This is a genomic window from Streptomyces sp. WMMB 714 (genome assembly GCF_900090125.1).
GTDB classification, from domain to species: domain Bacteria; phylum Actinomycetota; class Actinomycetes; order Streptomycetales; family Streptomycetaceae; genus Streptomyces; species Streptomyces daqingensis.
Genome location: NZ_FMHJ01000012.1, coordinates 68,762 through 94,185, shown reverse-complemented (window position 1 = coordinate 94,185; position 25,424 = coordinate 68,762). Strand labels below are relative to the sequence as shown.

Here is a 25,424-nt window from a genome sequence, read left to right as displayed (position 1 = left end):
AGTCCCAAGTGATGTTGATGGAGCGTCAGTTGGCGGAGGACGCGGACGACGATGTGCCGAAGTAGCGGGGATGGAGTGCGGCGATCTCGTCCCAGTCGGCGCCGTGAGGGAAGCGGACGAAGTCCCAGCGGGCATCGAGTAGCCGCTCCTCGGCCTCCTCGTCCCGCAAGGCCGTCATCGCGGTGTCCGGCGAGTCGACGAAGACGGCCAGGTTCACGCCCGGCAGCCGGTAGACGTAGTCCGCCGCGGCGTTGGCCTCCGTGATGAACGTTCCGTTCTCATCGGGGAGGCGGAGGCGGCTCACCTTGGCCCAGCCCAGGAAATCGCCCCGGGCGGCCAGTTCGGCCGCCGACTCCTTGACGGCCGTGGGCTTGCCGTCCGTTCCGTCGCGAAGCCGCTTGAACTGCTCCGACCGTGACTCGCCGCGCGATTCCTTCTTGGCACGCGCTGATGTCAGCCGCATCAGCAACTCTCGCACCGTGTGCCGGTCGATGGCCCCGTGATCGAGTTGATTTCCGTAGGTCAGCAGGCACTCATAGCAGCCGCGCGCACATTGCCGGGCAGGTTGTGGGCCGCCAAGGTCGTTGCCGTCCTCGTCGAAGTGGCAGATGGCCAAGGCGACTCGGGCTGCCTTCGCCAGTGCGTCGGGTTCCAACTGGAGACGGCGCAGCACGCCCGCTCCGCCCTCGGCGGCCTCAGTGAACAGGATGCGGTTGCGTGGTCCGTCATGCGGCGGCAGCAGCTCGCTGTTCAGCTCCGCGTCCTCCAACTCGAAGGCAGCCTCGATGCCCCGCTCCAGGGCGTACATCAGCGACAGCGCGACCGGCTCGTACAGCGGCTCGTCGAGCGTGACGACGAGGATGTTGCGGCGGTCCTCCACGTACGGGATGACACGCTGCTTGTGGCGTCGCTCCTTGCCTCTCTCGTCGACCAGATCCAGTTCACTGGAGTCGCCGGACGCCTCGGAGGCGTCGCGGTCGTTCATCCAGCGGCCGTCGGCCAAGTCCAGCCAATAACCCGGGGGTTCGTCGCTCTTGGAGCGTACGCGGCCGATGTTGGTGATGCGGACCGTCGCCGAGTCCCCGTACGCAAGCTCCGCGATCTGCGCTCCCGAGGCGGCATCGGAGACGGACGCGGTCAGGCGGCCCTTGCGTTCGCCGTGATCGTGGAACCGGTACGACGTCTCGAGCTTGTAGCCCGCACGACGACGTTCCTCCTCGTCGGAGGAGATCCTCTCCCTGCGTGTGGTGAACACCGTGTGCAGGTGCAGTAGCCCGTATGTCGTCGCCCCTAGAGGCTCGTTGCACATGCCGCAGCGGTCTTCACGTTTGTCGGGGGCGTGGTGGTAGCCGCACTGTCCGCAGCGGCGTGCGGCGCTGGTGGACAGATCGCCGGAGGAGTCCGGCGGAAGCTGAATCCGCGTCACCTGGTAGCGGGCGCCCTCGTGGTAGATCAGCGCGCCGGGGCCGAATTCCCGGATGGCGAGGAAGCGGGGCCGCTGGAGATAGTCACCGTCGCCGCGGCGGCGGCCCACGGTCGGGATGTAGGCGGCGAGGGGCAGTCGCGGGAAGCTGTAGCCGGGCAGGAATCCCTCGGAGGCCAGGTAGCGGTACGGGTTGAAGTCGGAGAGGACCGACTTGCTGTCGACGCTCTCGTTCATCAGCAGGTTCAGCTGGGTCTCGGCCTCGCGGCGGCGGCCGTTGGCGTGCCTGCGTTCCCGTTCGGTCAGGCTGTAGTCGATGCGGCGCTTGCCCTGGGTGTAGTAGTCCTCCAGAGCGGCCCGGAACAGCTTCCGCCAGCGGTCGAATGCTTCGTCGAACCGCCGGTCCACCGTTCGCACCTGGTCCTGGATCCACTCGTCGTACCACCAGGTGGTCTCCGCGAAGTCCGGCAGCAGCGGACCGAGCACACGCAGAGCGGAGTCCACGGTGCGCTGCTGGGCACCGGTGTCCAGGGACGCGTCGCGGATGTGGGAGTGCAACTCCAGGGCAGGCGCGAGGTGTTCACCGCTCTCGGGGGCAGGCACCTCGAGCACCTCGGACATGGCGCGGCCCAGCTTCAGGCCGGCCTCCGCGATCCAGATGCCCTGGAGGTGGGATCGGACGAGGGCCTCGTTGGCGAGGTCGAGGCGCGGTGGGGCGACAGCGCCCGCCACCATCCGTTCGGATCGGCGGAAGTAGTACTGGTCGTGGCTGTTGCCCGTCGCGCAGTAGGTAGTGACCAGGGCCGGCTGGCCACTGCGGCCTGCGCGGCCGGAACGCTGCGCGTAATTCGCCGGGGTCGGCGGTACGTTGCGCATCATCACCGCGTTCAGCGACGAGATGTCGACGCCCAGCTCCATCGTCGGCGAGCAGTACAGCAGCTTCAACTCCGCCTTTCGGAAAGCCTCTTCACGCTTCTCCCGCTCCTCCGGCGCGACCTGCGCGGTGTGTTCGCGGGCGAACAGGCCGGCCAGTGCACCGGCGGCTTTCTTGTACAGATCGCGGAAGAAGATGTTGACGCGAGGGCCGTCACCGCTCTGGTACGTACGCGTGAGGGGGTCGTGCGTGCCCGTCTCGCCCCGCCCCGCTCGCCATACGAGCGACTGCGCCGCCACCTGGTAGCCCGGGGCGGCCGGGGCTGTGGGCCTGCGATAGCGGCTCGTGCGCTGAGGAGTGGCGGAGACCTCCTTCACCAGGCCCGCCTTGTGAAGGACCGTCAGCAACTCAGCGATGACCAGCTGGAGATCGTCGGCTTCCAGGCTTTTGAACGAGGGGTCTGCGCGTCGTAGGAACTTGCCGAATTTACCGCGTGCAGAGAGAAAGAGGCCGGAACGGTCCAGTCCCGGGCGTGACGGATGCGGGTAGGCGGTACCGATGGCGGGCTTGTCCGATGCGGACAGAACCCACGGGTCCACCAAGCGCTCCTCACTTGCCCGCTGCAGAGAGTCGAAGTCATCCCGGAAATAAGACACATCGATGGCGAGGGAGCGTCGCATCTCGTTCAGAAGGGCCTTCGTGATCTCGGAGCGCAGAGCGGGATCGGCGTCCCGAAGTGCCCGATGTGTGCCCGCCCACCGGTCCTGCTTGCTCGCAACCCAGGTCAGGTCCTCGTAGTCGATCTCCAGGAGGCCGGTCTGCTCCAGGTTGGGCATGGTGATGCGCCAGCCTCGTTCCAGGTCCATGTAGAGCCGGAAGGCGATCACATCGCGGAGGGTCTTGGCGGCGTTGCGGGCGAGGGACGGCGGGAGGTCGCTCTCACCGGTGTAGTCGGCCGGGTCGAGTGCGAGGGCTCTGGTCACGGCGGACGCCAGCTCCTCGTGGTGGATGCCTTCATCTCCGGCGTCCGCCGCCGCCCGGTACAGCGCACCTCGTAATTGCGTTATCTGTACGAAGTCGTTGAAGTGGCCGGCCTGGAGCGAGGCGTCCTGGCGGTTGTCGACGAAGGTGAGGAGCTTGCGTGCGTCCTTGCCCAACGCCCCTTCCGGGACCGACTTGAGCGACCGGACCACCGTCGCCGATATGAGGGAGGTCGCCGAGGATCGGCCCTCCTGGTCGAGCGTCGCCAGCTTCGCGAAGTCTCTGCCGCGGGTCTGCTCGTATGCCACCCCGCAGTGCAGGCAGAACAGGAAGGGGGACGGGATGAACGCGGCCTTGAGCTCGCCCTGTCCCTCGTGGCCGAGGGGATCGACGGTGACGGCGCGTGGCACCCGGTCGCGGTGGGACTTCCTGACGACCTCCTGGCCCTTGTCGTCCAGCTCCAGCCAGGACTCGGGCAGGCGGCGGTCGTCCACCGCGTATTGCGTGGTGACCGGCCATGGCCGGTCGTCGTCGACGTACAGATAGCCGTCGCCTTGTCGTCCTCCGGTCGCGGAAGTGTCACGGCGCGCCTCGTACTGGACCTCGCCGTCCTTCTCGTTTCGCCACACCGTCAGGTATTCCTGACCGCACTCACGGCAGAACGCCAACGGCATCAGCAACTTGCCACCGCTGCCCGGCTGTTCGAGCTGATAGGAGCGGGTCAGGTGGCGGGTGGGCTTGTGCTCCAGAGTGACGTACACCGTGTCGCCCTTGGAGAGGAACTGGTGCAGCCGAAATGCGAACAGCGGGCGCTCGGTCTCCGGATCCCGCGCTCGTGAGCCCGCCTCCAGCGTGGCGCGGATCGCCTCAATGCACTGATCCGCGTCCACTCCGGACGCTCTTGCGAGCTCCTGGGCCGCCCCTTCGATCCTTGTCGGCTCCTGACGCACCAACCGCCCCGCGTCGTCCGTGGTCAGACCGAACCGGGTCTCGACCCAACGCGCCAGCGGGTCCCGTATGAGATCGGCATAGGCACGGGGTGCATCGGGTGCGCGCAGCCGCTCTGCCGAGACTGTCTCCGGTGCGTCGTCGGTCGCCCGGATCAGGGATTCGACGATGACGTTGCGGGGGTGCACCGACAGCCCGAACAGTCTGCTCGCGGTAGCGGCGACCACCCTTCGCTGGTCGTCGACCGTGCCTTCCGTCGACATGGTGGCGGAAGTGCCGATGCACTGGAGGCGATCTGCCTGGCAGGCTTCGCGGACCCGGCGGATGAGCAGGGCCACGTCGGCCCCCTGGCGGCCTCTGTAAGTGTGCAGCTCGTCGAAGACGAGGAATTCCAGGCCGCGGGCCATCTTGATGAGACTGGCCCGGTCGGCAGGCCGCGTCAGCATCAGCTCCAGCATCACGTAGTTGGTGAGCAAGACGTCCGGCGGATCATCGCGGATCGCCTTGCGGCGCTCGTCGTCCTCCTGGCCGGTATAGCGGGCGAAGGTGACCGGTTCGCGGCCTTCGCCGTAGCCGTCGCGCAGGTACTTCTCAAGCTCCTTGAGCTGGCTGTTGGCGAGGGCGTTCATCGGATACACGATGATTGCCCGCACCCTGTTGTTCGGGCGTGGTCCTTCGGTCTGCCGTTCGCGCAGTACCCGGTCGACGATCGGGACGATGTACGCCAGCGACTTCCCGGAGCCGGTGCCCGTGGTCAGCACGTATGAGGCGCCCTCCGCCGCAGCACCGATCGCCTCGAACTGATGCTGATGAAGGGTCAGCGGCCGGCCGTCGGGGACCGTGCCGCCCGCGGTCTTCCCCGCCTGGAAGATCCGTGTGCACTCGTCGTGCAGAATGCCCTCCCCTGCCAACTCCTTGACGGTGCCGCCACTTGCGAAGAACGGGTTGAGCGACAGCCATGGATCAGGCCACTGCGACTTGGCGTTGAGGTCTTCCTCGACGAAGGCTTCGATCCTGTCGTCACGGATGACTGTGCCGCCCTTCGTGAAGGAGCGGTATTCCTCGATGAGTCTGCGGTGAATGCCGAAGACGTCCATGCCGGCGTCGGCGGAGGACGGGCGCGGCCGGTCCTCCGCAACCGAGGGGGACGGTGGGGCAGTGGGGACGGGCGTCCGGGGTGATAAGGCCTGGACGGGGTCCAGCGCGCTCCAGTGGGGGAGCGCTGAAGCGCCGGAGCCTTCCCTCGCCGTCCCGATGAGCGGGAGTAGCGCATCGCGCACGACGACGGCGTCGGCGGGGCGTTCGGTGGGGTCCTTGGCCAGGAGTCGATCCACGAGACGGGTCAGCTCGGCAGGGATGGACGGTCGCACGATGTTCACGGGCGTCGGCGCCTCGTGTATGTGCTTCTCTCCGAGCTCGTACGCCGATCCGCTGGTGAACGGCGGTACTCCGGCCAGCATCTCGTAAAGCACGCAGCCCAGTGCGTACAGGTCCGCGGCCTGTGTGATCTGTTTTGCCGCCTTGAACTGCTCGGGGGACATGTAGCGGGCGGTTCCGACGCTGACGCCGCTGCTGGTCACCCGCGTCTCGTCCGGATCGTCGACTATCCGGCCCATGCCGAAGTCGAGCACCTTCACCGTGCCACCCCTGGTCAGCATGATGTTGGCGGGCTTGAGATCCCGGTGGACAACGCCCGAGGTGTGTGCGGCTGCCAGGCCCGAGGCGATCTGGGCACCGATGGCAATGGCCCATTCCAAGGGGAGTTGCCGCTCCTCCGCGATGAGAGCCCGCAGGGTCGTGCCGTCCAGGAACTCCATCGCGAGATAGGGCAAGCCACCGCCGGTCTCATCGACGTCACCGTCGATAAGGACAGTCAGATTGGGGTGGCAATTCAGGTTACGCATGATGCGCACTTCCCTGGCGAAGCGCTGAGCGGCCTTCGTCTCGGCCCCACTGTCGATCAGGGTGCCGGAACGACGGCGGAGAATGGTCTTCACGGCGACAGTCCGCAGCGGGTCGCTCTCGGGCCGCTGTAAATCCTCGGCCTTGTGAACCTCGCCCATGTTCCCGGAACCGATGACCTCCGTCACCCGGAACCGGCCCCCGACAAGCCGTTGACCCACTGTCGTTCCTCTTTCTCCTACGTGCTGGCAGCCCGCACCGCGCACTCTCCGCTGTGACGCACGCCGCAACACATGGTGGCAGAGCGCCCCCTGCCCTCCCACACTGCATCGTTCGAACTGGCCTGATTTCGGGGTGAGTTGAGATGCCGGAGTCCGACAGTCCCAACTGTTGCAGGATCTGCACGAAAAGACATGTTTTCTACCTGAATGGTTGTATGCAGATTTGCCGCATCTGGACGAACGCTCGATCACTCGCTGGCGAAAATTCGGCGTTAAATCGAGCCCGAACCCTTGCCAAGCAGAGTTCGTACGTGTTCGGATTAATTCTCACCGGGCCGGAGAGCTCGCGTATCTCTGCTGGTCAGAGCTGAAGCGGAAGGCTGTATTCAGCCTGTTCGCGTATCCCGTGACACCGATGCGACGCCCTGTCACCGACGAGAACACGCCCACTGCCGGGCGCCGTCGTCCGTGGCCCACATCTGAAGCGAAGCCTCCTTGGAGGGACACCCATGTTCGATCTCTCGTCCGTCGACCTGCTCGGCGCCTTCCGGCGCGAGCTGGAGCTGTGCAAGGTGAAGGAGGACGAGCACGTCGTCGTCCTCTCCGAGCCGGACAGCCGCGGCGACTACGTCGCCGCCGCCTTCGGAGCCGCGAAGTCGCTGGGAGCCCATGTCATCGCCGCGACCGTGCCCGGCGGGAGCGCGGCCCCGGCGGACAGCACCCGTACCGGGTCCGGACCGGGCCTGACCTCGGTGCTCAACGACGGCGCCGCGCAGGACCTGCTGAAGTCGGCCGACCTCGTCGTCGACCTCACCCAGGAGGGCTTCATCCACGCCCCCGTGCAGCAGGAGATCCTCAAGACGGGCACCCGCATCATCTTCGTCTGCGACGCCCCCGACGTGCTCGTGCGCAACCTGCCGCAGGAGGGCGACAAGGAGCGGGTCCTGGCCGCGTCCGGCCTGCTCAAGCGGTCGGAGACGATGCGTGTGACCTCCGGTGCGGGCACCGACCTGACCGTGCAGCTCAAGAACGCCCACCCGGAGTTCCAGGTCGGCTTCGCCGACGACCCCGGCCGCTGGGACCACTGGCCGAGCACGATGGTGCTGTGCTGGCCGGAGTTCTCCGACGGCCGGCTCGTACTGGCCGAGGGCGACATCCTGCTGCCCTTCAAGGAGTACGTCCGCGCCCCCGTGACGCTGCAGATCGCCGACGGCCACATCGAGAAGATCTCGGGCGGAGCCGACGCCAAGATGCTGGAGACCTTCTTCGAGGACGCCGACGACAAGTGGGGCCGCAGCCTCTCCCACATGGGCTGGGGGCTGATGAAGAGCGCCGACTGGTTCGCCACCGCCCTGTACGGCAAGAGCGAGCTGATGGGCATGGACGCCCGGGCGTTCGCCGGGAACTTCCTGTGGTCGACCGGACCGCACCCCGTCCTCGGCCGCGAGTCCTACGCGCACGTCGACATCGCGATGCGCGGCTGCACGGTCTCCGTCGACGGCACCGACGTCGTCGTGGACGGCCGGCTCGTCGAGGACTGATCCGGGCCCCGCAGGCCCGCGGTCCACTTGTTCACTGATCACGCCTTGGAGGAGCTTTGGCGGCCAGCCAGTCTTTCGAAGTCACCGTCGTCGGAGGCGGTCTGGGCGGCATGACCGCCGCTCTCGCCCTGCGGCACCGGGGCATCCGGGTCACCGTCCTGGAGCAGGCGCCGGAGCTGGGCGAGGTGGGAGCGGGCATCCAGACGGCGCCCAACGCCAGCCGGATCCTGCTGGGTCTCGGCCTGCGACGGCAGCTGGAGGCCATCCACACCGAACCGCTCGACCAGGTGCGGCGCAGGTGGAAGGACGGCAGCGTCGTCGGCCTGACCAGCCTGGGCGAGTTCTGCAAGGAGAAGTACAACGCTCCGTACTGGCACTACCACCGTGCGGACCTCCATCGCGTGATCATGGACGCCTGCACGGACCCGGAGGGTCCCGGGCCGGTCGTACGGCTCCGCACCGACAGCAAGGTCGTGGAGCTGGACCGGACCGATCCGCTGCGGCCGGTCGCCGTCACCCAGGACGGCGGCCGGTACGCGGGGGACGCCCTCATCGGTGCGGACGGCATCCGCTCACGCGTCCGCGACCTCATGGGCGCGGAGGACACCCTCCGCTTCTCCGGCGAGATGGCGTTCCGGGCCCTCATCCCGGGCGACCTGATCGCCGCCGACCCGGCCACGCGCTGGCTCGTGGACAGGTTCCAGTCCACGATCTGGTACGGCCCGGACCGGCACCTGGTCCACTACATGATCCGCGGCGGCGAGTACCTGAACGTCGTCGCCTGTGTCCCCTGCACCGACGAGGTCGCGGAGCGGTGGGTCGCCCCTTCGAGCGCCGAGGAGCTGGCCGACGCCTTCCCCGGCTGGGACGACCGCGTTCCCGCGATGCTGTCGAAAGCCAAGGAGGACGTGTCCTGCTTCGCCCTCTACTACCGGCGTCCTGACCCTGTGTGGATGGACGGGAACGTCGCGCTGCTGGGCGATTCCTGCCACGCCATGCTTCCCTATCAGGCACAAGGCGCATCCCAGGCCATGGAGGACGCCGCCGTCCTCGCCGAGGAACTCGGCGCTGTCACCACCAGCGGAATCCACGGAGCGCTGCGCCGCTACGTGGACCGGCGGGCGAAGCACGCCGGCATGGTGCAGCAGGCCTCGCTGCGCAACAAGACCTTCTACCACTTCCCCGACGGGCCCGAGCAGCGGGAACGCGACGCGAAGCTCAAGCGCTTCGACGGGGAGTCCGACGTCTCGTACGACTGGCTGTGGGGCGGTACCCCGCTCAACGACCCCGACCTCGGGGCCTTCTCCTATCAGTTCTCCCGGTGAGCTGCGCGGGTGCGCCCTTCTCGGCGTCCCTCTGACAGGCGAGCGAACCGGCGGCTGCAGTCCGTTGCCAACACCGCGCACGTGCGCTACCGAACCGTGGAGCAAACCGTGAAGACAGGCGATCAGATAGTCCAGGAACTCCCATGGAAATGGGGTGTCCAGGGCAAGATTTTCATCATCGGTGGTCTCGGCTACCTGTTCGACGCTTGGGACATCGCGCTCAACGGCTTCCTGATGCCGTTGCTGAGCAAGGATTTCGACCTCTCGGTCAGTGAGAGCGGCCTCGTGGCCACGGCGAACCTCGTGGGCATGGCCGTCGGCGCCGTGGTGTGGGGCGGCATCGCCGACCGCATCGGCCGCAAGAAGGCGTTCAGCGCGACGCTGCTGATCTTCGCCCTCTTCTCCGTGCTCGGAGCGCTCTCCCCCGAGTACTCGGTCTTCCTGGTCCTGCGCTTCCTGGCGGGCGTCGGCCTGGGCGGCTGTATCCCCGTCGACTACGCCCTGGTCAGCGAGTTCTCGCCGCGGAAGCACCGCGGCCGGATCCTCACGGCCCTCGACCTGTGGTGGCCGATCGGCGTCACGCTGTGCGGCCTGGTCGCCACGTCGATGGTGCCGCTGCCGGGCAACTGGCGGTGGATGCTCGCGACGATGGTGCTGCCGGCGCTGCTGCTCTTCTGGGTGCGGCGCGGAGTGCCGGAGTCGCCGATCTACCTGGCCAGGGTCGGCAGGGAAGAGGAGGCGCGCCGCGTCATCGACGGCCTGGTCGCCCGTACGGGAGCGCTGCCCGAGCCGTACGAGATCCCCGTCCCGGCGCCCGGCGAGGGCTCCGACCGGCCGAAGGGCCTGCGGGCCGGGCTCGACCAGTTCCGCAAGCTGTGGAAGTACAACCCGCGCATCACGTCCGTCTCGTGGTCCCTCTTCATCACGATCATGATGGTCTACTACGCGGCCCTGACGTGGATGCCCTCGATTCTGAAGGAGGAGGGCTACAACGACACCGCCTCCTTCATGGGCCCCACGCTGATGAGCGGCGTCGGCATCGTCGGCGTCCTCACCTCGACGTGGCTCGTCGACGTCGTGGGCCGCAAGTGGCTCATCGGGGTCTCCGCGCCGGTGGCGACCGCGGCGCTCGTCGCCTTCGCGACGATGCTGAAGGTGGAGACGGCGGCGCTGATCTGGATCGCCGCGTTCGGCTTCCTCATCCAGCTGACGATCCCCGTCCTGTACGCGTACGTCGCCGAGCTGTACCCGACGACGCTGCGGGCCAGCGGCTTCGGCTGGGCCTCGTCCGTCAGCCGGGTCAGCACCGGGTTCGCACCGATGCTCTTCGGCTCGGTGATGTGGCCGCTGCTGGGCCTGCCCCTGACGTTCACCGTGCTGGGAGCGGTCGTGGTGCTGGCCGTGGTCTGGATGGCGTTCGGCGCTCCGGAGACCAAGGGCAAGTCGCTCGACGACATCGACGGCGAGGGGGAGCCCGGCGTGGCCGGTGCCGATCTGCCGCCGGTCGCCAAGGCGCCCGTCCAGAGCTGAGTCCCCGGGGGCGGGGACTGCCGGGCCCCGCCCCCGGTCAGCGGCCGGATGCCGCTGCCGCCCGACCCGGGCGGCAGCACACCGGCGCGGCGTCTCCGGTGGCTCCGGAGGGATCCGGCACGAGACCGGGGGACCGAAGGGAGAGGAAAGCGTCAGATGAAGCCCGCCGCATTCACGTACCACCGCGCGCGCGACGTCGAGGGGGCCACGCGCCTGCTCGCGGAGCTCGGCGACGAGGCGAAGGTCATCGCGGGAGGCCAGAGCCTCGTCGCGATGATGAACTTCCGCCTGGCCCGCCCGGGCCACCTCGTCGACATCGGCGGTCTGGCCGGGCTGGCCGGACTGCGCACGGACAGCGGCGGGGGACTGCACATCGGCGCCCTCACCACCCACCACGCCGTCGAGACGGCACCGGCCGGCGTGCTCGGCGCCGGGTTCGCCGTGCTGCGGGACGCCATGCGCTGGGTCGGGCACCTTCCGATCCGCACGCGCGGCACCGTCGGCGGCAGCCTCGCACACGGCGACGCCACCGCCGAGTGGTGCCTGCTCGCGGTGCTGCTCGACGCGGAGCTGGTGGCGCACGGGCCGGACGGCGAACGCCGCATCGCCGCCGCGGACTTCTTCCACGGCTACTACACCACCGCCCTGGAACCCGACGAGATCCTCGTCGAGGTCGTCTTCCCCAGGCCCGCACCGCACGCCGCGCTCACCGAATTCGCGGAGAGGCAGGGCGACTTCGCCACGGTCTCGGCCGCCGTCGATCTCGAACCCGCCCCCCGCGGCGGGCACTTCACCGCCGCGCGGGTCGCGCTGGGCGGCGTGGACGCCATGCCCGTGCGGGTGCCGGAGGCCGAGGAGGCGCTGGTGAGCGGCGGCGCGCCCGGCCCCGAACTGTACGCACGGACCGCCGCGGTGGCGGCGGAGTCCGTCGACCCCCCGAGCGACGGCAACGGCAGCGCCCACTACCGGCGGGTCCTCATCCGCACGCTCGTGGCACGCGCATGCGAGGAGGCGATGGCCCGATGACGACCGGATCCGTCCGTCCCGACGGGGAGCGCCCGTGGATCGGTGCGTCCGTCGGCCGCCGCGAGGACCCCAGGCTCCTCAGCGGCAACGGGCGCTTCACCGACGACATCGAACTTCCGGGCATGCTCCACGCGCAGTTCGTACGCAGCACCGTCGCGCACGCCGAGATCTCCGGCCTCGACCTGTCGGCCGTACGCGAAGTGCCGGGCGTCGTCGCGGCGTTCAGCGCGGACGACCTCGGGCTCGCCGACATCACCGCGCGGCTGGGCCGTCCCGTCAGCGAGTTCGTGCCCACCGGTATGCCGGTGCTGGCCCGGGAGAAGGTCCGGTACGCCGGGGAGCCGCTCGCCGTGGTCGTGGCACGGGACGCGTACGCCGCCGAGGACGGAGTGGAGGCGGCGAGGGTGAGCTACGAATCCCTGCCGCCCGTCGTCTCCGAGGAGCAGGCACTCGCCCCCGGCGCGCCTCTCGTCCACGGCGAGGCGAGCGGCAACACCCTTCTCGACGTCTCGATGTTCGCCACGGAGGGCATCGACGGGACCTTCGACGAGGCGCCGTGCGTCGTGCACGTCGAGACCAGGACGGGACGCCAGAACGCGCTTCCCCTGGAGACGAGGGGAGTGGTGGCGAGCTGGGACCACCGCGAGGAGCAGCTGCTTCTGCAGACGTCCACGCAGGTGCCTCACCAGGTACGTACGACCGCCGCCCGCTGCCTGGGGCTCGACGAACGCGCCGTCCGCGTCGTCGTACCCGACATGGGCGGGGGCTTCGGCCAGAAGTGCGTGGTCGGCCGCGAGGAGATAGCCGCGGGCGCGGCGGCGCTGCGGCTGGGCCGGCCCGTGAAGTGGGTCGAGGACCGCAAGGACGCGCTCACCGCGTCCTTCCTCGCCCGCGAACAGCACTACGACGTGCGCGCCGCCTTCGACGCCGACGGGCACATCCTCGGCCTGGACGCGGCGATCGTCTGCGACATGGGCGCCTACTCGTGCTACCCGTTCACCGCCGGCATCGAGCCGCTGATGGCCTCCGCCGAGATGCCCGGCGTCTACAAGGTCCCCGCCTACCGGGTACGGGCACGGGCGATCACCACCAACAAGGCGCCCACAGCGCCGTACCGGGGGGTGAGCCGGCCGCAGTACGTGATGGTCATGGAGCGCCTCTTCGAGCGGGCCGCACGGGAGCTGGGACTCGAGCCCACGGAGATCCGCCGCCGCAACCTCATCACGCAGTTCCCCTACACGGGCGTCAACAACGTGACGTACGACCCGGGTTCGTACCTGGAGTCACTGAACCTGTGCGAGTCGGTGCTGAAGGAGGAGGGCTGGTACGCCGCGAAGGAGAAGGCGTCCGCCGAGGGTCGGCACGTCGGCATCGGCTACTCCTGCTTCAGCGAGCGGACCGGCTACGGCTCGGCCGCTTTCGCGCAGCGCAAGATGGAGGTCGTGCCCGGCTTCGACATCTCCGAGGTGCGGATGGACACCAGCGGCGCGCTGGTCGTCACGACCGGGACGATGAGCCACGGGCAGAGCCACGAGACGACGCTGGCGCAGATCGCCGCGGACGAACTCGGCCTGGACATCGGCAAGGTGCGCATCCACCAGGGCGACACCGACCGCATCACCTACGGCTGGGGGACCTTCGCCAGCCGCTCCATCGCGATCGGCGGCAGCGCCGTACGGCTCGCCTCGGGCAGGCTCGGCGAGAAGCTGATCGCGATCGCCGCATCCGTTCTCGAAGTCCCGCCGGAGGACCTGGAGTTGGGGCAGGGCCTGGTCCGGTGCCCCGCCGACGGGCGCACCGTGCCCTACGAGGAGCTGGCCGACATCGCGTACCTCAAGTCGCATCTGCTGCCCAAGGACGCGGAGCCGGGCCTGACCGCCACCGCGTCGTTCGACGTCCTGAACGACGGGACCTTCTCCAACGCCACCCACGGCGTCGTCGCCGAACTCCACGAGGGGACGGGGCAGGTGGAGATCCTGCGCTACGTCTGCGTGGAGGACTGCGGCGTCGCGATCAACCCCAAGGTCGTCGAGGGGCAGACGCGCGGGGGCATCGCCCAGGGGATCGCCGGCGCCCTCTTCGAGCAGGTCACCTACGACGAGCAGGGAGCGCCCTCGGCCGTCAGCTTCATGGAGTACAAGGTCCCCACCGCGCTGGAGATCCCCGAAGTGTCCATCCACCACCTGGAGACGCCGTGCGCCTTCACCGAGACCGGAGCCAAGGGCGTCGGCGAAGGCGGCACCATCGGCGCGCCGGCAGCGGTGCTCAACGCCGTCAACGACGCGCTGCTCCCCACCGGAGTGGAACTGGACGACACCCCCATCACACCGGAGACGGTGGTCAGCGCCCTGGAGCACACCCGATGACCGACAACGCCCCCGAACACCCGGTCCAGCAGCGGCAGTTGCTCAGCCTGAACGTCAACGGCGAGACCCACGAGCTGCTGACGGAGTCCCGCCGCACCCTCGTCGACGTCCTCCGCCACGACCTGCGGCTCACCGGCACCCACGTCGGCTGCGAGCACGGCATCTGCGGCGCGTGCACCGTGCTGCTCGACGGCGCGCCCGTACGCGCGTGCCTGATGTTCGCGGCGCAGGCGGAGGGCAAGGAGATCCGGACGGTGGAGTCGCTCGCGGACGGCACGCGGCTCAACGACCTCCAGCAGGCCTTCTCCGAGCACCACGGACTGCAGTGCGGCTTCTGCACGCCAGGGTTCCTGATGCTCGCCGAAGGGTTCCTCGCGGAGCGCCCCGAGGCGTCGAAGGAGGAGATCCGCGAGGTCGTCGCCTCCAACCTGTGCCGCTGCACGGGCTACCAGACCATCGTCGAGGCGATCGACGACTGCGCGGCGCGCCGCCGTGCCGCCCTCCGCTCACGGCTGGAGGGCACGGCGCACCACAACGGGGGCAGCAGCGACAGCAACGAGGACGAGAACACCAGCGACACGGTGCCGCCCGGCGCGGCATGCGAGGAGGTTCCATGCGGATCGACAACGCGGTCACGGTAGCGGCGAGTCCGGACGAGGTGTTCGCGCTCGTCAACGACGTGGAGCGCGTCGCCTCCTGCATGCCCGGCGCGACACTCGAAGGCAAGGACGGCGACGCCTGGAAGGGGCGGGTGAAGGTCAAGGTCGGCCCCATCACCGCCGCCTACGCGGGCACCGTGCGGTTCCTCGAAGTCGACGAGGAGAAGCGGCGGTTGCGTGTGCAGGCGCGCGGCGCCGACACCCACGGCAGCGGCGACGCCGAAGCGGAGGTCGGCCTGGAGGTGGCCGAGGCGCCCGGCGGCGCGGAACTGCGGCTGGCCACCGACCTCGTCATCCGCGGCAAGATCGCCCAGTTCGGCAAGGGGGCGGTCGCGGCGGTCTCCGACAGGATCCTCAAGCAGTTCGCGAGGAACCTCGGCGGCCTGCTGGAGCAGGAACGGGCGGCCGCGCCGGCACCGGCCGGGGACGGTCCGGGCGCCGCGGTCTCCCCGGACGCCGCCGGGGCGGCGCCCGGCACCACGGGCGCCCGGACCCCGGTCACGCCGCAGCGCTCCGGGAACGCCGAAGGCTTCACACCCGAGGCCGAACTGAACGGCCTCTCCATGCTCGTGCCACCCGCCGTCGCCAAGTACGGCCCCATAGCGGGCGCGTTCGCCTTCGGACTGTTCGAAGGCTGGCTGCTGGGGCGGGTCCTGGGCCGGGAGAAGGCGCACTGCTGCACGCGGGGAGGCCGCCAGTGACCACCACCGAGCACGCTCCGCCGGCCCCGCGGGACGGGCAGCAGCCCGGCCGGTACGGGCGGGAGACCGACGCCACCTACGAACGCGCCGGGTTCGGAGCCGCCGTGCGCCGCGGTACTCGTCCGGTGCTCGTCGTCGTCGACCTCACCCGCGGCTTCACCGAGGACTCCTTCCCCTCGGGCGCGGACCTGACCGAAGTGGTCGGGGCGACGACGGAGTTGACGGAGGCGGCACGCGCCGCGCGGGTGCCCGTCGTGTGGACGGCCATCTCCTACACGCCGGCGGAGGCCGAAGGCCGCTCCGTCACCTGGCTGGACAAGGCCCCGGGGATGCGCGCGCTCCTCGAAGGCAGCGACGCGGTGGCGCTCGACCCGAGACTGCCGCGGCGCCCCGAGGACCATCTGGTGGTCAAGAAGGGCGCGTCGGCGTTCTTCGGCACCTCCCTCGCGGCCACGCTCACCGGTCTGGGGTGCGACACCGCGCTGGTCTGCGGCGCCACCACCAGCGGCTGCGTCCGGGCCACCGCGGTGGACGCCGTGCAGTCCGGCTTCCCCGTGCTGGTACCGCGGGAGTGCGCGGGCGACCGCGCCCAAGGGCCGCACGACGCCGCGCTGTTCGACATCCAGGCCAAGTACGGCGACGTCGTCGCACTCTCCGACGCCCTCGCCTACCTCTCCGGACTGCCCGCACGGGAGGCCGTCCGGTGAAGAGCCCCGCCGCGGCCACGGCGCACGCCGCGGGCCGCCGACTCCCGCTCCCGCCAAGCGACGTGAGGACCACCGCATGACCGAGCGCTACATCACCCAGCCCGCCCTCGCCGACCTGGCCGACGTCCCCGCCACCAGCCGGTGGATCCGCAACGGGACGCTGCGGCTGCACGCCCTCGACTACGGGGGCGGCCCCGGCGACGAGCGCGTGCCGCTGCTGCTCCTGCCCGGCATCACCTCACCCGCCGTGACCATGGACTTCGTCGCCCGCCGCCTCACCGACCTGGTGCGGCCGATCGTCCCGGACATCCGCGGCCGCGGCTTCTCCGACGACGGCGACGACTACGGCCTGGAGGCATACGCCGAGGACACCGAGGCGTGGATCGAGGGGCTCGGACTGGACCGTCCGCTGCTGGCCGGGCACTCCATGGGTGCCCGCATCGCCGCGGTCACCGCCGTCCGCGCCAAGGCCGCCGTGCGCGGCACCGTCCTCGTCGACCCGCCGATGAGCGGCCCCGGCCGGGACCCGTACCCCACCACGCTGCCCGCCTTCCTCGGGCAGCTCGAACAGGCCCGGCGGGGCACCGACGCCGACGAGGTGGCCAAGGCATGGCCCCGCTGGCCGCGCCGCGAGCAGGAGCTGCGGGCCCGCTGGCTCGTCAGCTGCGGCGAGGAAGCGCTCACGGAGACCCACCGGAGCTTCGAGAGCGAGGACTTCTTCGACTGGTGGCCCTCCGTGCCCGCGCCGACGGAGCTGATCCACGGCGCGGACAGCCCGGTCGTCACGGAGGCCGGAGTGAGGGAGGCGGCCCGCACCCATCTGGGGGCGCGGCTGACCCCGGTTCCGGACGCCGGGCACATGGTGTTCTGGGACAATCCGGAACCCGCTCTCGACGTTCTCAGGGACGCACTGCGTGCCCAGCTCGACTGAGCGCCGGGCGTCAGGAGGCGCGCCACGAACCCCGCGCAGGCCGTGCTTTAGTGGGCCCCATGGCTGACAAGACCACCCCGCCCACGGGTCCCGCCGCGCCTCCCGCCGCCCTGCTCCAAGCTCCCGGATACCAGGTCCGGCGCCTCTACCAGGCGTACCTGGCGGCATGGCTGCGCAGCGTCGACCCGACGCTGACGGGCCCTCAGTTCGCCGTCCTCACGGCGGTGAACGCCGCCCCCGGACGTGACCAGAGCGCGATGGCCTCGGCGGTGGCGCTGGACACGTCCACGATGGCGGACGTCGCCAGACGCCTGGAGAAGCGCGGGCTCATAGTCCGCCGTACCGCGGCGGACGACGGACGCCGCAAGCTGCTCTTCCTCACCGACGAGGGCGAGGAGGCCCTGAGGAAGGCGGACGACCGCGCCCGCGCCCTGGACGAGCGGCTGCTGGAGCCGTACGGCACGGCGACGGAGCGTGCCCGGCTGATGCGTGAACTGACGGCTCTCGCCGACCACTGGGAAGGGCTCTCCGAGGAGGGCTGACCGGAGCGGGGGCCGCCGGCCGAAGCCCCGGAGCTCCGGTGAACGGACTCCTCGGGGCCCTTGTGCCGACAGATAGTACGTGTTCGGATTAACTCGGCGTGCGGAGGAGTACTCCACCGCACGCCGGCAACGACAGGAGGCCCCCGTGACGGACCACCACATAGGCATGATCGTCCCCAGCTCCAACCTCACCATGGAGACCGAACTGCCGCGCATGCTGCGCGCACGCGAGGAGGCCGCACCGGAGGACCGCTTCGTCTTCCACAGCAGCCGCATGCGGATGCAGAAGGTCACCCCTGAGCAGCTGAAGGGCATGAACGCCCAGACGGAGCGCGCCTCCCTCGAACTCGCGGACGCCAGGCCCGACGTCGTCGCCACCGCCTGCCTCGTCGCGATCATGGCGCAGGGCCCCGGCTACCACTGCACCGCCGAGGACGAGATCACGGCGGTGCTCCGCGCCCAGGGCGCCGACGCCCCCGTCGTCTCCAGCGCGGGCGCGCTGCTCAGCGGCATCGAGGCGCTGGGAGCGCAGCGGGTCGCCGTCATCACGCCGTACATGAAGCCGCTCACCGAGACGGTCGTGAACTACATCGAGGACGCCGGCACGGAGGTCGTCGACTCGCTCAGCCTCGAAGTGGCCGACAACCTGGCCGTGGCGCGGCTGAACCCCGACGACCTGCGGGAGCACTGGAAGCGCCTCGACCTCGCCGGCGCCGAGGCGATCGTGCTCTCCGCCTGCGTGCAGATGCCCTCCCTCCCGGCCGTCCAGCACGTCGAGGACGCCTCGGGCCTGCCCGTACTGTCCGCTGCCACGGCGACCGCGTACCGCATCCTGACCGAACTCGGGCTCAAGGCGACCGTGCCGGACGCCGGCCGCCTGCTGAGCGGCGGGTACTGACGGCACCGACCGGCGGGCCCGGAGGGGGAACCCCGGGTTCGGGGCCGGTTTCAGGGCCGGTTTCAGGGCCAGGACAGGGTTCGGGGCTGGGCCGGCGTGGTCCTTGTACGGGCGGGGGCGCGGGTCGTGCGCGGGCGGGCACCGGTGGCGGGCGGCCGGGCGGTGCGGGGCACGTAGACTGAAGGACTGCCCGGCACCGCCACGCGCCCGTACACGAGGGGCCGTGCCGCCGCCGGGCTTCCGCCTCCCACGCACCGCCGTCCCCCCTGGAGCTGTTCCCCGCCATGCCCGAAGCCTCCGCAGACGCCCTCGCCCCTTCACTGGCCGGTGAGGAGTACGAGGTCGAGATCGGCCCCGTCGCGCACGGCGGGCACTGCGTCGCCCGTACCGAAGAGGGGCGGGTGCTCTTCGTCCGGCACACGCTGCCCGGCGAGCGCGTGATCGTCCGCGTCACCGAAGGCCGCGAGGACTCCCGCTTCCTGCGCGCCGACGCGATCGAGGTGCTCGAAGCCTCCAAGGACCGCGTCCCCGCGCCCTGCCCGTTCTCCGGGCCGGGACGCTGCGGCGGCTGCGACTGGCAGCACGCCAAACCCGGCGCGCAGCGGCGCCTGAAGGGCGAGGTCCTCACGGAGCAGCTCCAGCACCTGGCGGGGATGACCCCGGAGGACGTCTCCTGGGACGGCACCGTGGAGCCCGCCCCCGGCGACAAGGTGCCCGCGGGCGAAGTGCCCTCGTGGCGCACGCGCGTGCAGTTCGCCGTCGACGACGAGGGCCGCCCGGGCCTGCGCCGGCACCGTTCGCACGACGTGGAGCCCGTCGACCACTGCCTGATCGCCGCGCCCGGGGTGGAGGAACTCGGCGTCGAGCGGCGCGAATGGCCGGGGATGGCGGGCATCGAGGTCACGGCCGCGACCGGCTCCCAGGACCGCCAGGTCGTCCTCACGCCGAAGCCCGGCGAGCGGCTGCCGATCGTCGAACTCGACAAGCCCGTCTCGGTGTTGAGGGCGGGGGAGAAGGCCACCGACAAGGGACGGCTGCACCGCGTCCACGGCCGGGACTTCGTACGGGAGCGGGCGGACGGCCGCACCTGGCGCGTCGGCGCTGGCGGATTCTGGCAGGTGCACACACAGGCCGCCGAGCTGCTCGTCGACGCGCTGATGCGCGGACTCACGCCCCGCAAGGGGGAGATGGCCCTCGACCTGTACTGCGGGGCGGGCCTCTTCGCGGGAGCGCTGGCCGACCGCATCGGCGAGAGCGGGGCCGTGCTGGGCATCGAGTCCTCCAAGAGGGCCGTGGAGGACGCCCGTCACAACCTGGCCGGCTTCGACCGGGTACGCATCGAGCAGGGCAAGGTCGAGACCGTACTGCCGCGCACGGGCATCACGGAGGCCGACCTCGTCGTACTGGACCCGCCCCGGGCGGGCGCCGGCAAGCAGACGGTCCGGCACATCGCCGGGCTCGGACCGCGCCGCATCGGATACGTGGCATGCGATCCGGCGGCGCTGGCACGGGACTTGGGCTACTTCAAGGCGGCCGGCTACGTGCCGCGCTTCCTGCGCGCCTTCGACCTCTTCCCGATGACGCACCACATGGAGTGCGTGGCGATCCTGGAACCCGCGGCGAAGAACGCCTGAGCGGGGGCTTCGCGGGCGCGGGGCCGGAGCGCCGAAGGCGGGAGCGAAGCCAGGGGCCGGGACGGGCCCGACGAGATCAATGATCCGGTGGCCCGTCGCCGAAGTTCACGGTCCGGGCCCGACACCGAAGTTCACGGTCCGGAAGCCCGACCGGCGCACGACGCCGAGCAGTTGAGGGCCGGTGGCCGAGCGCGGCTCCCGCGCAGGGCGGAAACGCCGCGAGTCCCGCACCCGCTCGCGAAGAGCGGGTACGGGACCCGGGCGTTTACAGGGAACTGCTACGGCAGGTCGCGGGCGAGGTGCCTGCGGCGCAGCCACCACACCTGTGCGCTGCCGGCAGCAAGGACTGCCAACGCGATCCCGACGATCAGACCGACCGGGGTGTCCGAACCGGTGGTGGCGAGGTCGCTGTCGTCCTTCTTCGCCAGCTGAGTCGACCGGTCAGGCTCCCCCGAAGGGTTGTCCTCGTCCACAGCCGCACCGACGGCGTCGTCGGACTTGTCGGACTTCGAGTCCGAGTCGGAGTCCGACTTCGACCCCGAGTCCGAGGACTTCTCACCCGAGTCCGAGCCCGCCGGGGCCGAACCGTTGTCCTTCGAGTCCGGCTTCGACTCCGGCTTGTCCTTGCTCGAGTCCGAGCCCGCCGGGGCGGAGTCGTCGTCCTTCGAGTCCGGCTTCGAGTCGGGCTTCTCCGCCGGCTTGTCGGAGTCGGAGGCCGAGCCGTCGTCGTTCGAGTCGGGCTTCTCCTCCGGCTTGTCCGGCTTCGAGTCCGACTCGTCCGGCTTCGACGGCGACTCCTCGGGCTTCTCGTCGGTCCCCTCGCCCTCATCGGGGTCCTCGGCGCTGCCCGGGCACTCCTTGCCCTCGTTGATGCAGTCCACGGCCTCCTTCATCAGCTCATTGGGCATGACGTTGATGAAGTCGCTGTGGTCGGTGATGGGCTTGTGCAGCTGCTCCGGGAAGGAGTCCACCGCGAACGGAGTGTCAGCGTTGAGCAGATTCTGCTGGGGGACGTCGTACTTGATCTTCTGCTGAAGCTGCGGGATGTTCACGAACCCCTCGGGGCAGTTGCCCTGGTCGTCCGAGAACTTCATGTGGTCCCTGTGGTTCCCGCTGTCCGTGTTCTCGCCGTCCCAGCAGTTCTGGAACTTGAAGGTACGGATCATCTTCTTGCCCTCAGGGCAGATCGGGTACTTGTCCTCGAGCTGACGGTCCTCGAAGCCCTCGCAGCTCCACGACGCGTTGGCGTTCTCGACGCCGTTGGTGAAGGACTTGGCGTCACCCGTGATGATGCGCAGGAAGCGCGGCATCGCGACGACCTGCTCGGCGCCGCCGGAGGTGAACTTCAGCTCAGGGTCCGGCTGGAGGATCGTGCCGATGTTGAGGTCGTTGGACCCACCGTCACCCGGCTCGGCCTCGGCACCCTCGCCACCGCCGACCTGGTCTTCCTCGCCTTCGCCTTCGCCTTCGCCTTCACCCTGGCCCTGGTCCTGACCCTGGTCCTGGCCTTGGTCCTGTCCCTGGTCCTGGCCTTCGGCCGGGGGCTGCTCCTCGCCCTCACCCTGTCCCTGGTCCTGGCCTTGGTCCTGTCCCTGGTCCTGGCCTTCGGCGGGAGGCTGCTCCTCGCCTTCACCCTGTCCCTGGTCCTGTCCCTGGTCCTGGCCTTCGGCCGGGGGCTGCTCCTCGCCCTCACCCTGTCCCTGGTCCTGACCTTGGTCCTGACCCTGGCCTTGGTCCTGGCCCTGGTCCTGACCGGCGTCATCGCCGGAACGCTGGCCCTGCGGCTTCTCCTGGCCCGCCGGCTCCTTGTCGATGTCGCCTTCCTGCACGGCGCCCCGCTGGTCCTCCTGGCCGTCCAGTGAACGGATCACAGGCCAGTAGTGCGTGGACTGGTCGCCCTTGGCGCAGGTGGTGTTGGCCGCGGCGAGGGACTCGTCGCTGGACTCGCTGCTGGTGTCCGCGTTGCCCACGTAGTCGTGCACGTGGTGGGCGCCGTTCAGCACACCGGGAGCGGCGATCACGTTGTCCGAGTTGAAGTGCTCTTCCTCGTTGTTGCCGCACTTCGTCTCGAAGCTGCCGCCCGGGTCCTCTTCCTCCGAGGCGTTGGGCGCGACGTCCTCGATGTTGACGAAGTCGTCGGCGACCGGGCCCTGTACCTGCTGGCCGCCTTCGTTCCCGCCCCCCTGGCCTTCCTGGGTGGCCTGGTCCTTCAACATCTGGCACTGGGCCATGGACTCCAGGTCACCGGGGGCCTGGCCGCCGGCCTTCTGGATGTCCTGACTCATGCTCTCGATGGTCTCGGAGCGCTGCTGCTTCAACTGCCCGAGGGTCTCGTCGGCGCTCTGCTCCTGCGAGTTCCACTGGCCGTAAGCCTGCGCGACCTGCTGGTCGAGAGTGGCGAGCTTCTGACCCACAGGCTGCTTGGCGCCCTTGGGGACCTGATCCAGTGCAAGACTCACATCGGGGCAGTCGATGGTGCTCGCGGCGGGAGTGGGGGCCTCGCTCGACCCCGCGAAGGCGCTGACGCCTATCGCCGCCGCGCCACCACCGCCGACCACCAGCGCTGCGACGATCGCTATCGTTCTGTTCGCCGTGCGCGAGCGTCTATGGCCCTTTATTCGCATATTGACTTCACTCCACTCATTTGCGTCATGCGACGCCCCGAATTTCACGAGCCCGGTGCCCTCCAGGGCTGTGCGACGATCGAGGACAATGGCGTTGGCTGAGTCGTCGCGAACGACAACATCTTGGAATTACGGGTCAATCGCGTGCTAGGTCCAGGCCTATGAGGCCCGAAGGCGGCCCGAGCCTAGCGCAGCGAGTCCGCGAGGATGGCGCTCTCGTACCGACGGGACAACTTTGCTGTCGTCTCGTGCCGCCGCACCCCGTTCCTCTCGCTGAACGTCGGCGCGATTGACCGGCGTCGAGGGTAATTTGCGGCGAATTGTTGAGAGATTCCCGCGACATGACGTCGTGGCCCTCTCGTGCACTTCCGGCAACCCGCGAGCCGCGACCCCGGTCCGTAGTCCGCAGTCCCGGAGCGGCGGTCGGGCGGCGGGGTGGTTCACTCCAGTACATACCGATACGCCGCTTCTGGTCGACGTACGTCGAACCTCGAACCCAACCAATCTTCGGTGGAGTTGAGGGGAGCGAGCGGCCAGCCGAGTCGGCTCGCGCACGCGCCGGTCTGTCCGTGTTGCGGTCGAGCCGGGGCCAGATCGTCGGTGCTGACGGGAACGCCGCACTGCGGACGAGGACTCCCGCCCGGCGCGCAAGTCAGCCTGCCGTTCTCGGTAGAGGGCGTCGACGGTCAACTGGTGCTGCCAACAGGTGCTGCCTGTCGCGAGATTGAGCGCTAGCTCCTTCGAGTGAGAACTCGGACTCCTCCGCAGCGGCATGAGCTGACCGTGGCAAGTTCGCCTGGCCTGGGGAGATTCGTCGGGCACGTCGTGCACGTCGGACGCCTGCGAATACGGCCGCGGCTGACGCTTGTCAGCCTGCGCGAATCTGCGACAGTCGAACATGGGAAGGATGGACGGCGATGGCGGGGGGCTACACAGTTGAGCTCGAAGAGGCGGCGAGTAAGTCGCAGGCCCTGTCGGTCGTTGGCGCGTGGACGTGTCATGGCTTGCGGCGATCGGCCTGTTCATCGCGTACTGGGGAATCTCTTTCCTGTCCACGCTCGCCGCTTCCGTTCCGCTGCTGGCGCTAGCCGCTCTCTGTTTCTACGGGGCCAGTCGCAGCTTTGTCCGTAAGACGCGCAACAGGAAGGAATTCAAGGAGAAGCACCTCGCGAACGTCGAAGCCATCCGGAGGGTCGTGCGGGTGGCTGAGGACGAGATGCTCGCGGGGTGGCGGCCGAGTGGGCTGACGAACTAGGGGCGGCCGTCATCGCCGTAGCGCCCCCACGGTCGGCCGAGCCGCCGACCGGAGCCCCGCCCAGCGCGTCCGCGTCCCGTGCTGACCGTGGCTGCCGTGGTCAGTGGCTGTCCCGGGCGACGACGACCGGGCATCGCGCGTGGTGGAGCGCCGCTTGGCTGACGGAGCCGAGCAGCAGACCGGCGAAGCCGCCGCGTCCGCGTGCTCCGACGACGAGCAGTTGTGCGCTGTCGCTGGCTTCGATGAGCTTCTCCCGCGTCGCGCCGCGTACGCACCGGTGCTCGACGGTGACGTCCGGGTACTTCTCCGGCCAGCCGGCCAGGGCCTCGCTGAGGAGACGTTCCTCGTCCTCGCGCAGGGTGCCCGGCCGGCGGGCGTAGGGCATGGACTCGTCCTCGGGAGGCGAGGGCGGAACGCTCCATTCGGAGAACACGTGCGTCGCGGCGAGCCGGGCTCCGCGCAGGGACGCCTCGTGGAAGGCGAACTCGGTCGCCAGTTGTGCCGCGGGTGATCCGTCGACGCCCAGGACGATGTCGCCCGAGGGCTCCGGCCTGCCCCTCAGTGCCATGACGGGGCAGTGCGCGTGGGCGCTGAGGTGGAGGCCGACGGACCCGAGCAGGAGGCTGGCGAAGCCTCCCAGGCCTCGGCGTCCCACGACAATCAGGGACGCGCTCTTCGAGGCGTCCACCAGTACGGACAGCGGTTCGCCTTCGACGACCTCGGTGGTGACGTCGATCTGCGGCGCGGTGGCCCGGGCCCGTTCCTTCGCCTCGGTCACGTGCCTCTCGCCGTCCTCCCGCAGCGCTTCTCCCAACGGACCGAAGGGCATGGCCTTCGCGCCGAGGGGAGCGGGCGGCAGGATGTACGGGTGGGTGTAGGCGTGCATGAGCCGCAGAGGTGCTCCGCGGAGCCGGGCCTCCTCGGCTCCGTGCTCGACCGCCTTGATGCTGGAGGGTGATCCGTCCACGCCGACGGTCACGGATCCGTCCACCATTGCCGTCCCCTCTCACTCGCCTCGTCTCCGCGCCCAGCGAGAGGCGCCCCGCCGGGAGTCCCGCCTCCAGCGGACCACTCGGAGCCGGGCCGTGACAGGGCCCATCGGGGCAGTACCGCGGGCCGGAGGGGCCATTCCGCTGCAAGGAGCAGCGGGGAGACGGGACGGCGGTGCGTGCCGTGATGCCCGGTCCCTGTGATCGGCTTTCGCCTTTCCGTGTCACGCCACTCTCCGCCTTTCACGAATTCAGGATCCGGAGAGGGAGTGGGGTCGCTCTCGTGTTTACGGATTCCGCCTGAGGATGTAATGGATCAGCGTGATCTTGTTCTGTGCCGGTGCCGG

General features: G+C 69.7%; 15 protein-coding genes and 1 pseudogene. 13 read left to right on the top strand and 3 right to left on the bottom strand.

Annotated elements, in window-relative coordinates:
• Nucleotides 1–25 precede the first annotated feature (25 nt).
• Nucleotides 26–6,349, bottom strand: a complete 6,324-nt coding sequence (locus tag H181DRAFT_RS21200; protein ID WP_074467973.1) for a protein kinase domain-containing protein — start codon at nucleotides 6,347–6,349, stop codon at nucleotides 26–28.
• Between the two features lie 509 nt (nucleotides 6,350–6,858).
• On the opposite strand from H181DRAFT_RS21200, the gene H181DRAFT_RS21195 reads away from it, so the two are divergent.
• The 12 genes and pseudogenes from H181DRAFT_RS21195 to H181DRAFT_RS21140 all read left to right on the top strand — a co-directional run bounded on the left by H181DRAFT_RS21195 (nucleotide 6,859) and on the right by H181DRAFT_RS21140 (nucleotide 20,209).
• Entirely contained in the window at nucleotides 6,859–7,890 is a 1,032-nt protein-coding gene (locus H181DRAFT_RS21195; RefSeq protein WP_045866159.1) for a 2,5-dihydroxypyridine 5,6-dioxygenase NicX family protein, read from the top strand.
• 56 nt (nucleotides 7,891–7,946) lie between these two features.
• The gene (locus H181DRAFT_RS21190; RefSeq protein ID WP_045866158.1) at nucleotides 7,947–9,215 is read left to right on the top strand and encodes an FAD-dependent monooxygenase; all 1,269 of its coding nucleotides are present in this window, start codon (nucleotides 7,947–7,949) and stop codon (nucleotides 9,213–9,215) included.
• A 108-nt stretch (nucleotides 9,216–9,323) separates the two neighbouring features.
• On the top strand, nucleotides 9,324–10,745 hold the full coding sequence (locus H181DRAFT_RS21185; RefSeq protein WP_045866157.1) for an MFS transporter: 1,422 nt from the start codon (nucleotides 9,324–9,326) through the stop codon (nucleotides 10,743–10,745).
• Nucleotides 10,746–10,901: 156 nt separating this feature from the next.
• Entirely contained in the window at nucleotides 10,902–11,771 is an 870-nt protein-coding gene (locus H181DRAFT_RS21180; protein WP_045866156.1) for an FAD binding domain-containing protein, read from the top strand.
• Nucleotides 11,768–14,137, top strand: coding sequence for a xanthine dehydrogenase family protein molybdopterin-binding subunit (locus tag H181DRAFT_RS21175; protein ID WP_045866155.1), 2,370 nt, complete (start codon nucleotides 11,768–11,770; stop codon nucleotides 14,135–14,137). Before H181DRAFT_RS21180 ends, H181DRAFT_RS21175 begins: the two co-directional genes overlap by 4 nt.
• A pseudogene (locus H181DRAFT_RS21170) lies at nucleotides 14,134–14,634 on the top strand ((2Fe-2S)-binding protein); the annotation flags it as partial. The gene H181DRAFT_RS21175 and the pseudogene H181DRAFT_RS21170, both read left to right, overlap by 4 nt.
• A gap of 116 nt (nucleotides 14,635–14,750) precedes the next feature.
• Nucleotides 14,751–15,497 carry an SRPBCC family protein gene (locus H181DRAFT_RS21165; protein WP_045866154.1) on the top strand — a complete coding sequence of 249 codons (747 nt, stop codon included), beginning with the start codon at nucleotides 14,751–14,753 and terminating at the stop codon, nucleotides 15,495–15,497.
• Complete coding sequence (locus H181DRAFT_RS21160; protein ID WP_045866153.1) at nucleotides 15,494–16,204, top strand: isochorismatase family protein; 711 nt, start codon at nucleotides 15,494–15,496, stop codon at nucleotides 16,202–16,204. The genes H181DRAFT_RS21165 and H181DRAFT_RS21160 overlap by 4 nt, the downstream gene beginning before the upstream one ends.
• 76 nt (nucleotides 16,205–16,280) lie before the next feature.
• Nucleotides 16,281–17,135: an alpha/beta fold hydrolase gene (locus tag H181DRAFT_RS21155; RefSeq protein WP_045866152.1), complete on the top strand. Its 855-nt coding sequence runs from the start codon at nucleotides 16,281–16,283 to the stop codon at nucleotides 17,133–17,135.
• A gap of 59 nt (nucleotides 17,136–17,194) precedes the next feature.
• Nucleotides 17,195–17,677, top strand: a complete 483-nt coding sequence (locus tag H181DRAFT_RS21150) for a MarR family winged helix-turn-helix transcriptional regulator (protein ID WP_045866274.1) — start codon at nucleotides 17,195–17,197, stop codon at nucleotides 17,675–17,677.
• A 145-nt stretch (nucleotides 17,678–17,822) separates the two neighbouring features.
• Nucleotides 17,823–18,575, top strand: coding sequence for a maleate cis-trans isomerase family protein (locus H181DRAFT_RS21145; RefSeq protein ID WP_045866151.1), 753 nt, complete (start codon nucleotides 17,823–17,825; stop codon nucleotides 18,573–18,575).
• Between the two features lie 284 nt (nucleotides 18,576–18,859).
• The gene (locus tag H181DRAFT_RS21140) at nucleotides 18,860–20,209 is read left to right on the top strand and encodes a class I SAM-dependent RNA methyltransferase (protein WP_045866150.1); all 1,350 of its coding nucleotides are present in this window, start codon (nucleotides 18,860–18,862) and stop codon (nucleotides 20,207–20,209) included.
• A gap of 278 nt (nucleotides 20,210–20,487) precedes the next feature.
• Here the strand turns inward: H181DRAFT_RS21140 and H181DRAFT_RS29680 are convergent, their stop codons facing one another.
• On the bottom strand, nucleotides 20,488–22,833 hold the full coding sequence (locus H181DRAFT_RS29680) for a DUF1996 domain-containing protein (protein ID WP_158715460.1): 2,346 nt from the start codon (nucleotides 22,831–22,833) through the stop codon (nucleotides 20,488–20,490).
• Nucleotides 22,834–23,821: 988 nt separating this feature from the next.
• On the opposite strand from H181DRAFT_RS29680, the gene H181DRAFT_RS21130 reads away from it, so the two are divergent.
• Nucleotides 23,822–24,088 carry a hypothetical protein gene (locus H181DRAFT_RS21130; protein WP_045866149.1) on the top strand — a complete coding sequence of 89 codons (267 nt, stop codon included), beginning with the start codon at nucleotides 23,822–23,824 and terminating at the stop codon, nucleotides 24,086–24,088.
• A gap of 100 nt (nucleotides 24,089–24,188) precedes the next feature.
• Here the strand turns inward: H181DRAFT_RS21130 and H181DRAFT_RS21125 are convergent, their stop codons facing one another.
• Nucleotides 24,189–25,079: a universal stress protein gene (locus tag H181DRAFT_RS21125; RefSeq protein WP_045866272.1), complete on the bottom strand. Its 891-nt coding sequence runs from the start codon at nucleotides 25,077–25,079 to the stop codon at nucleotides 24,189–24,191.
• Between the last annotated feature and the right edge of the window lie 345 nt (nucleotides 25,080–25,424).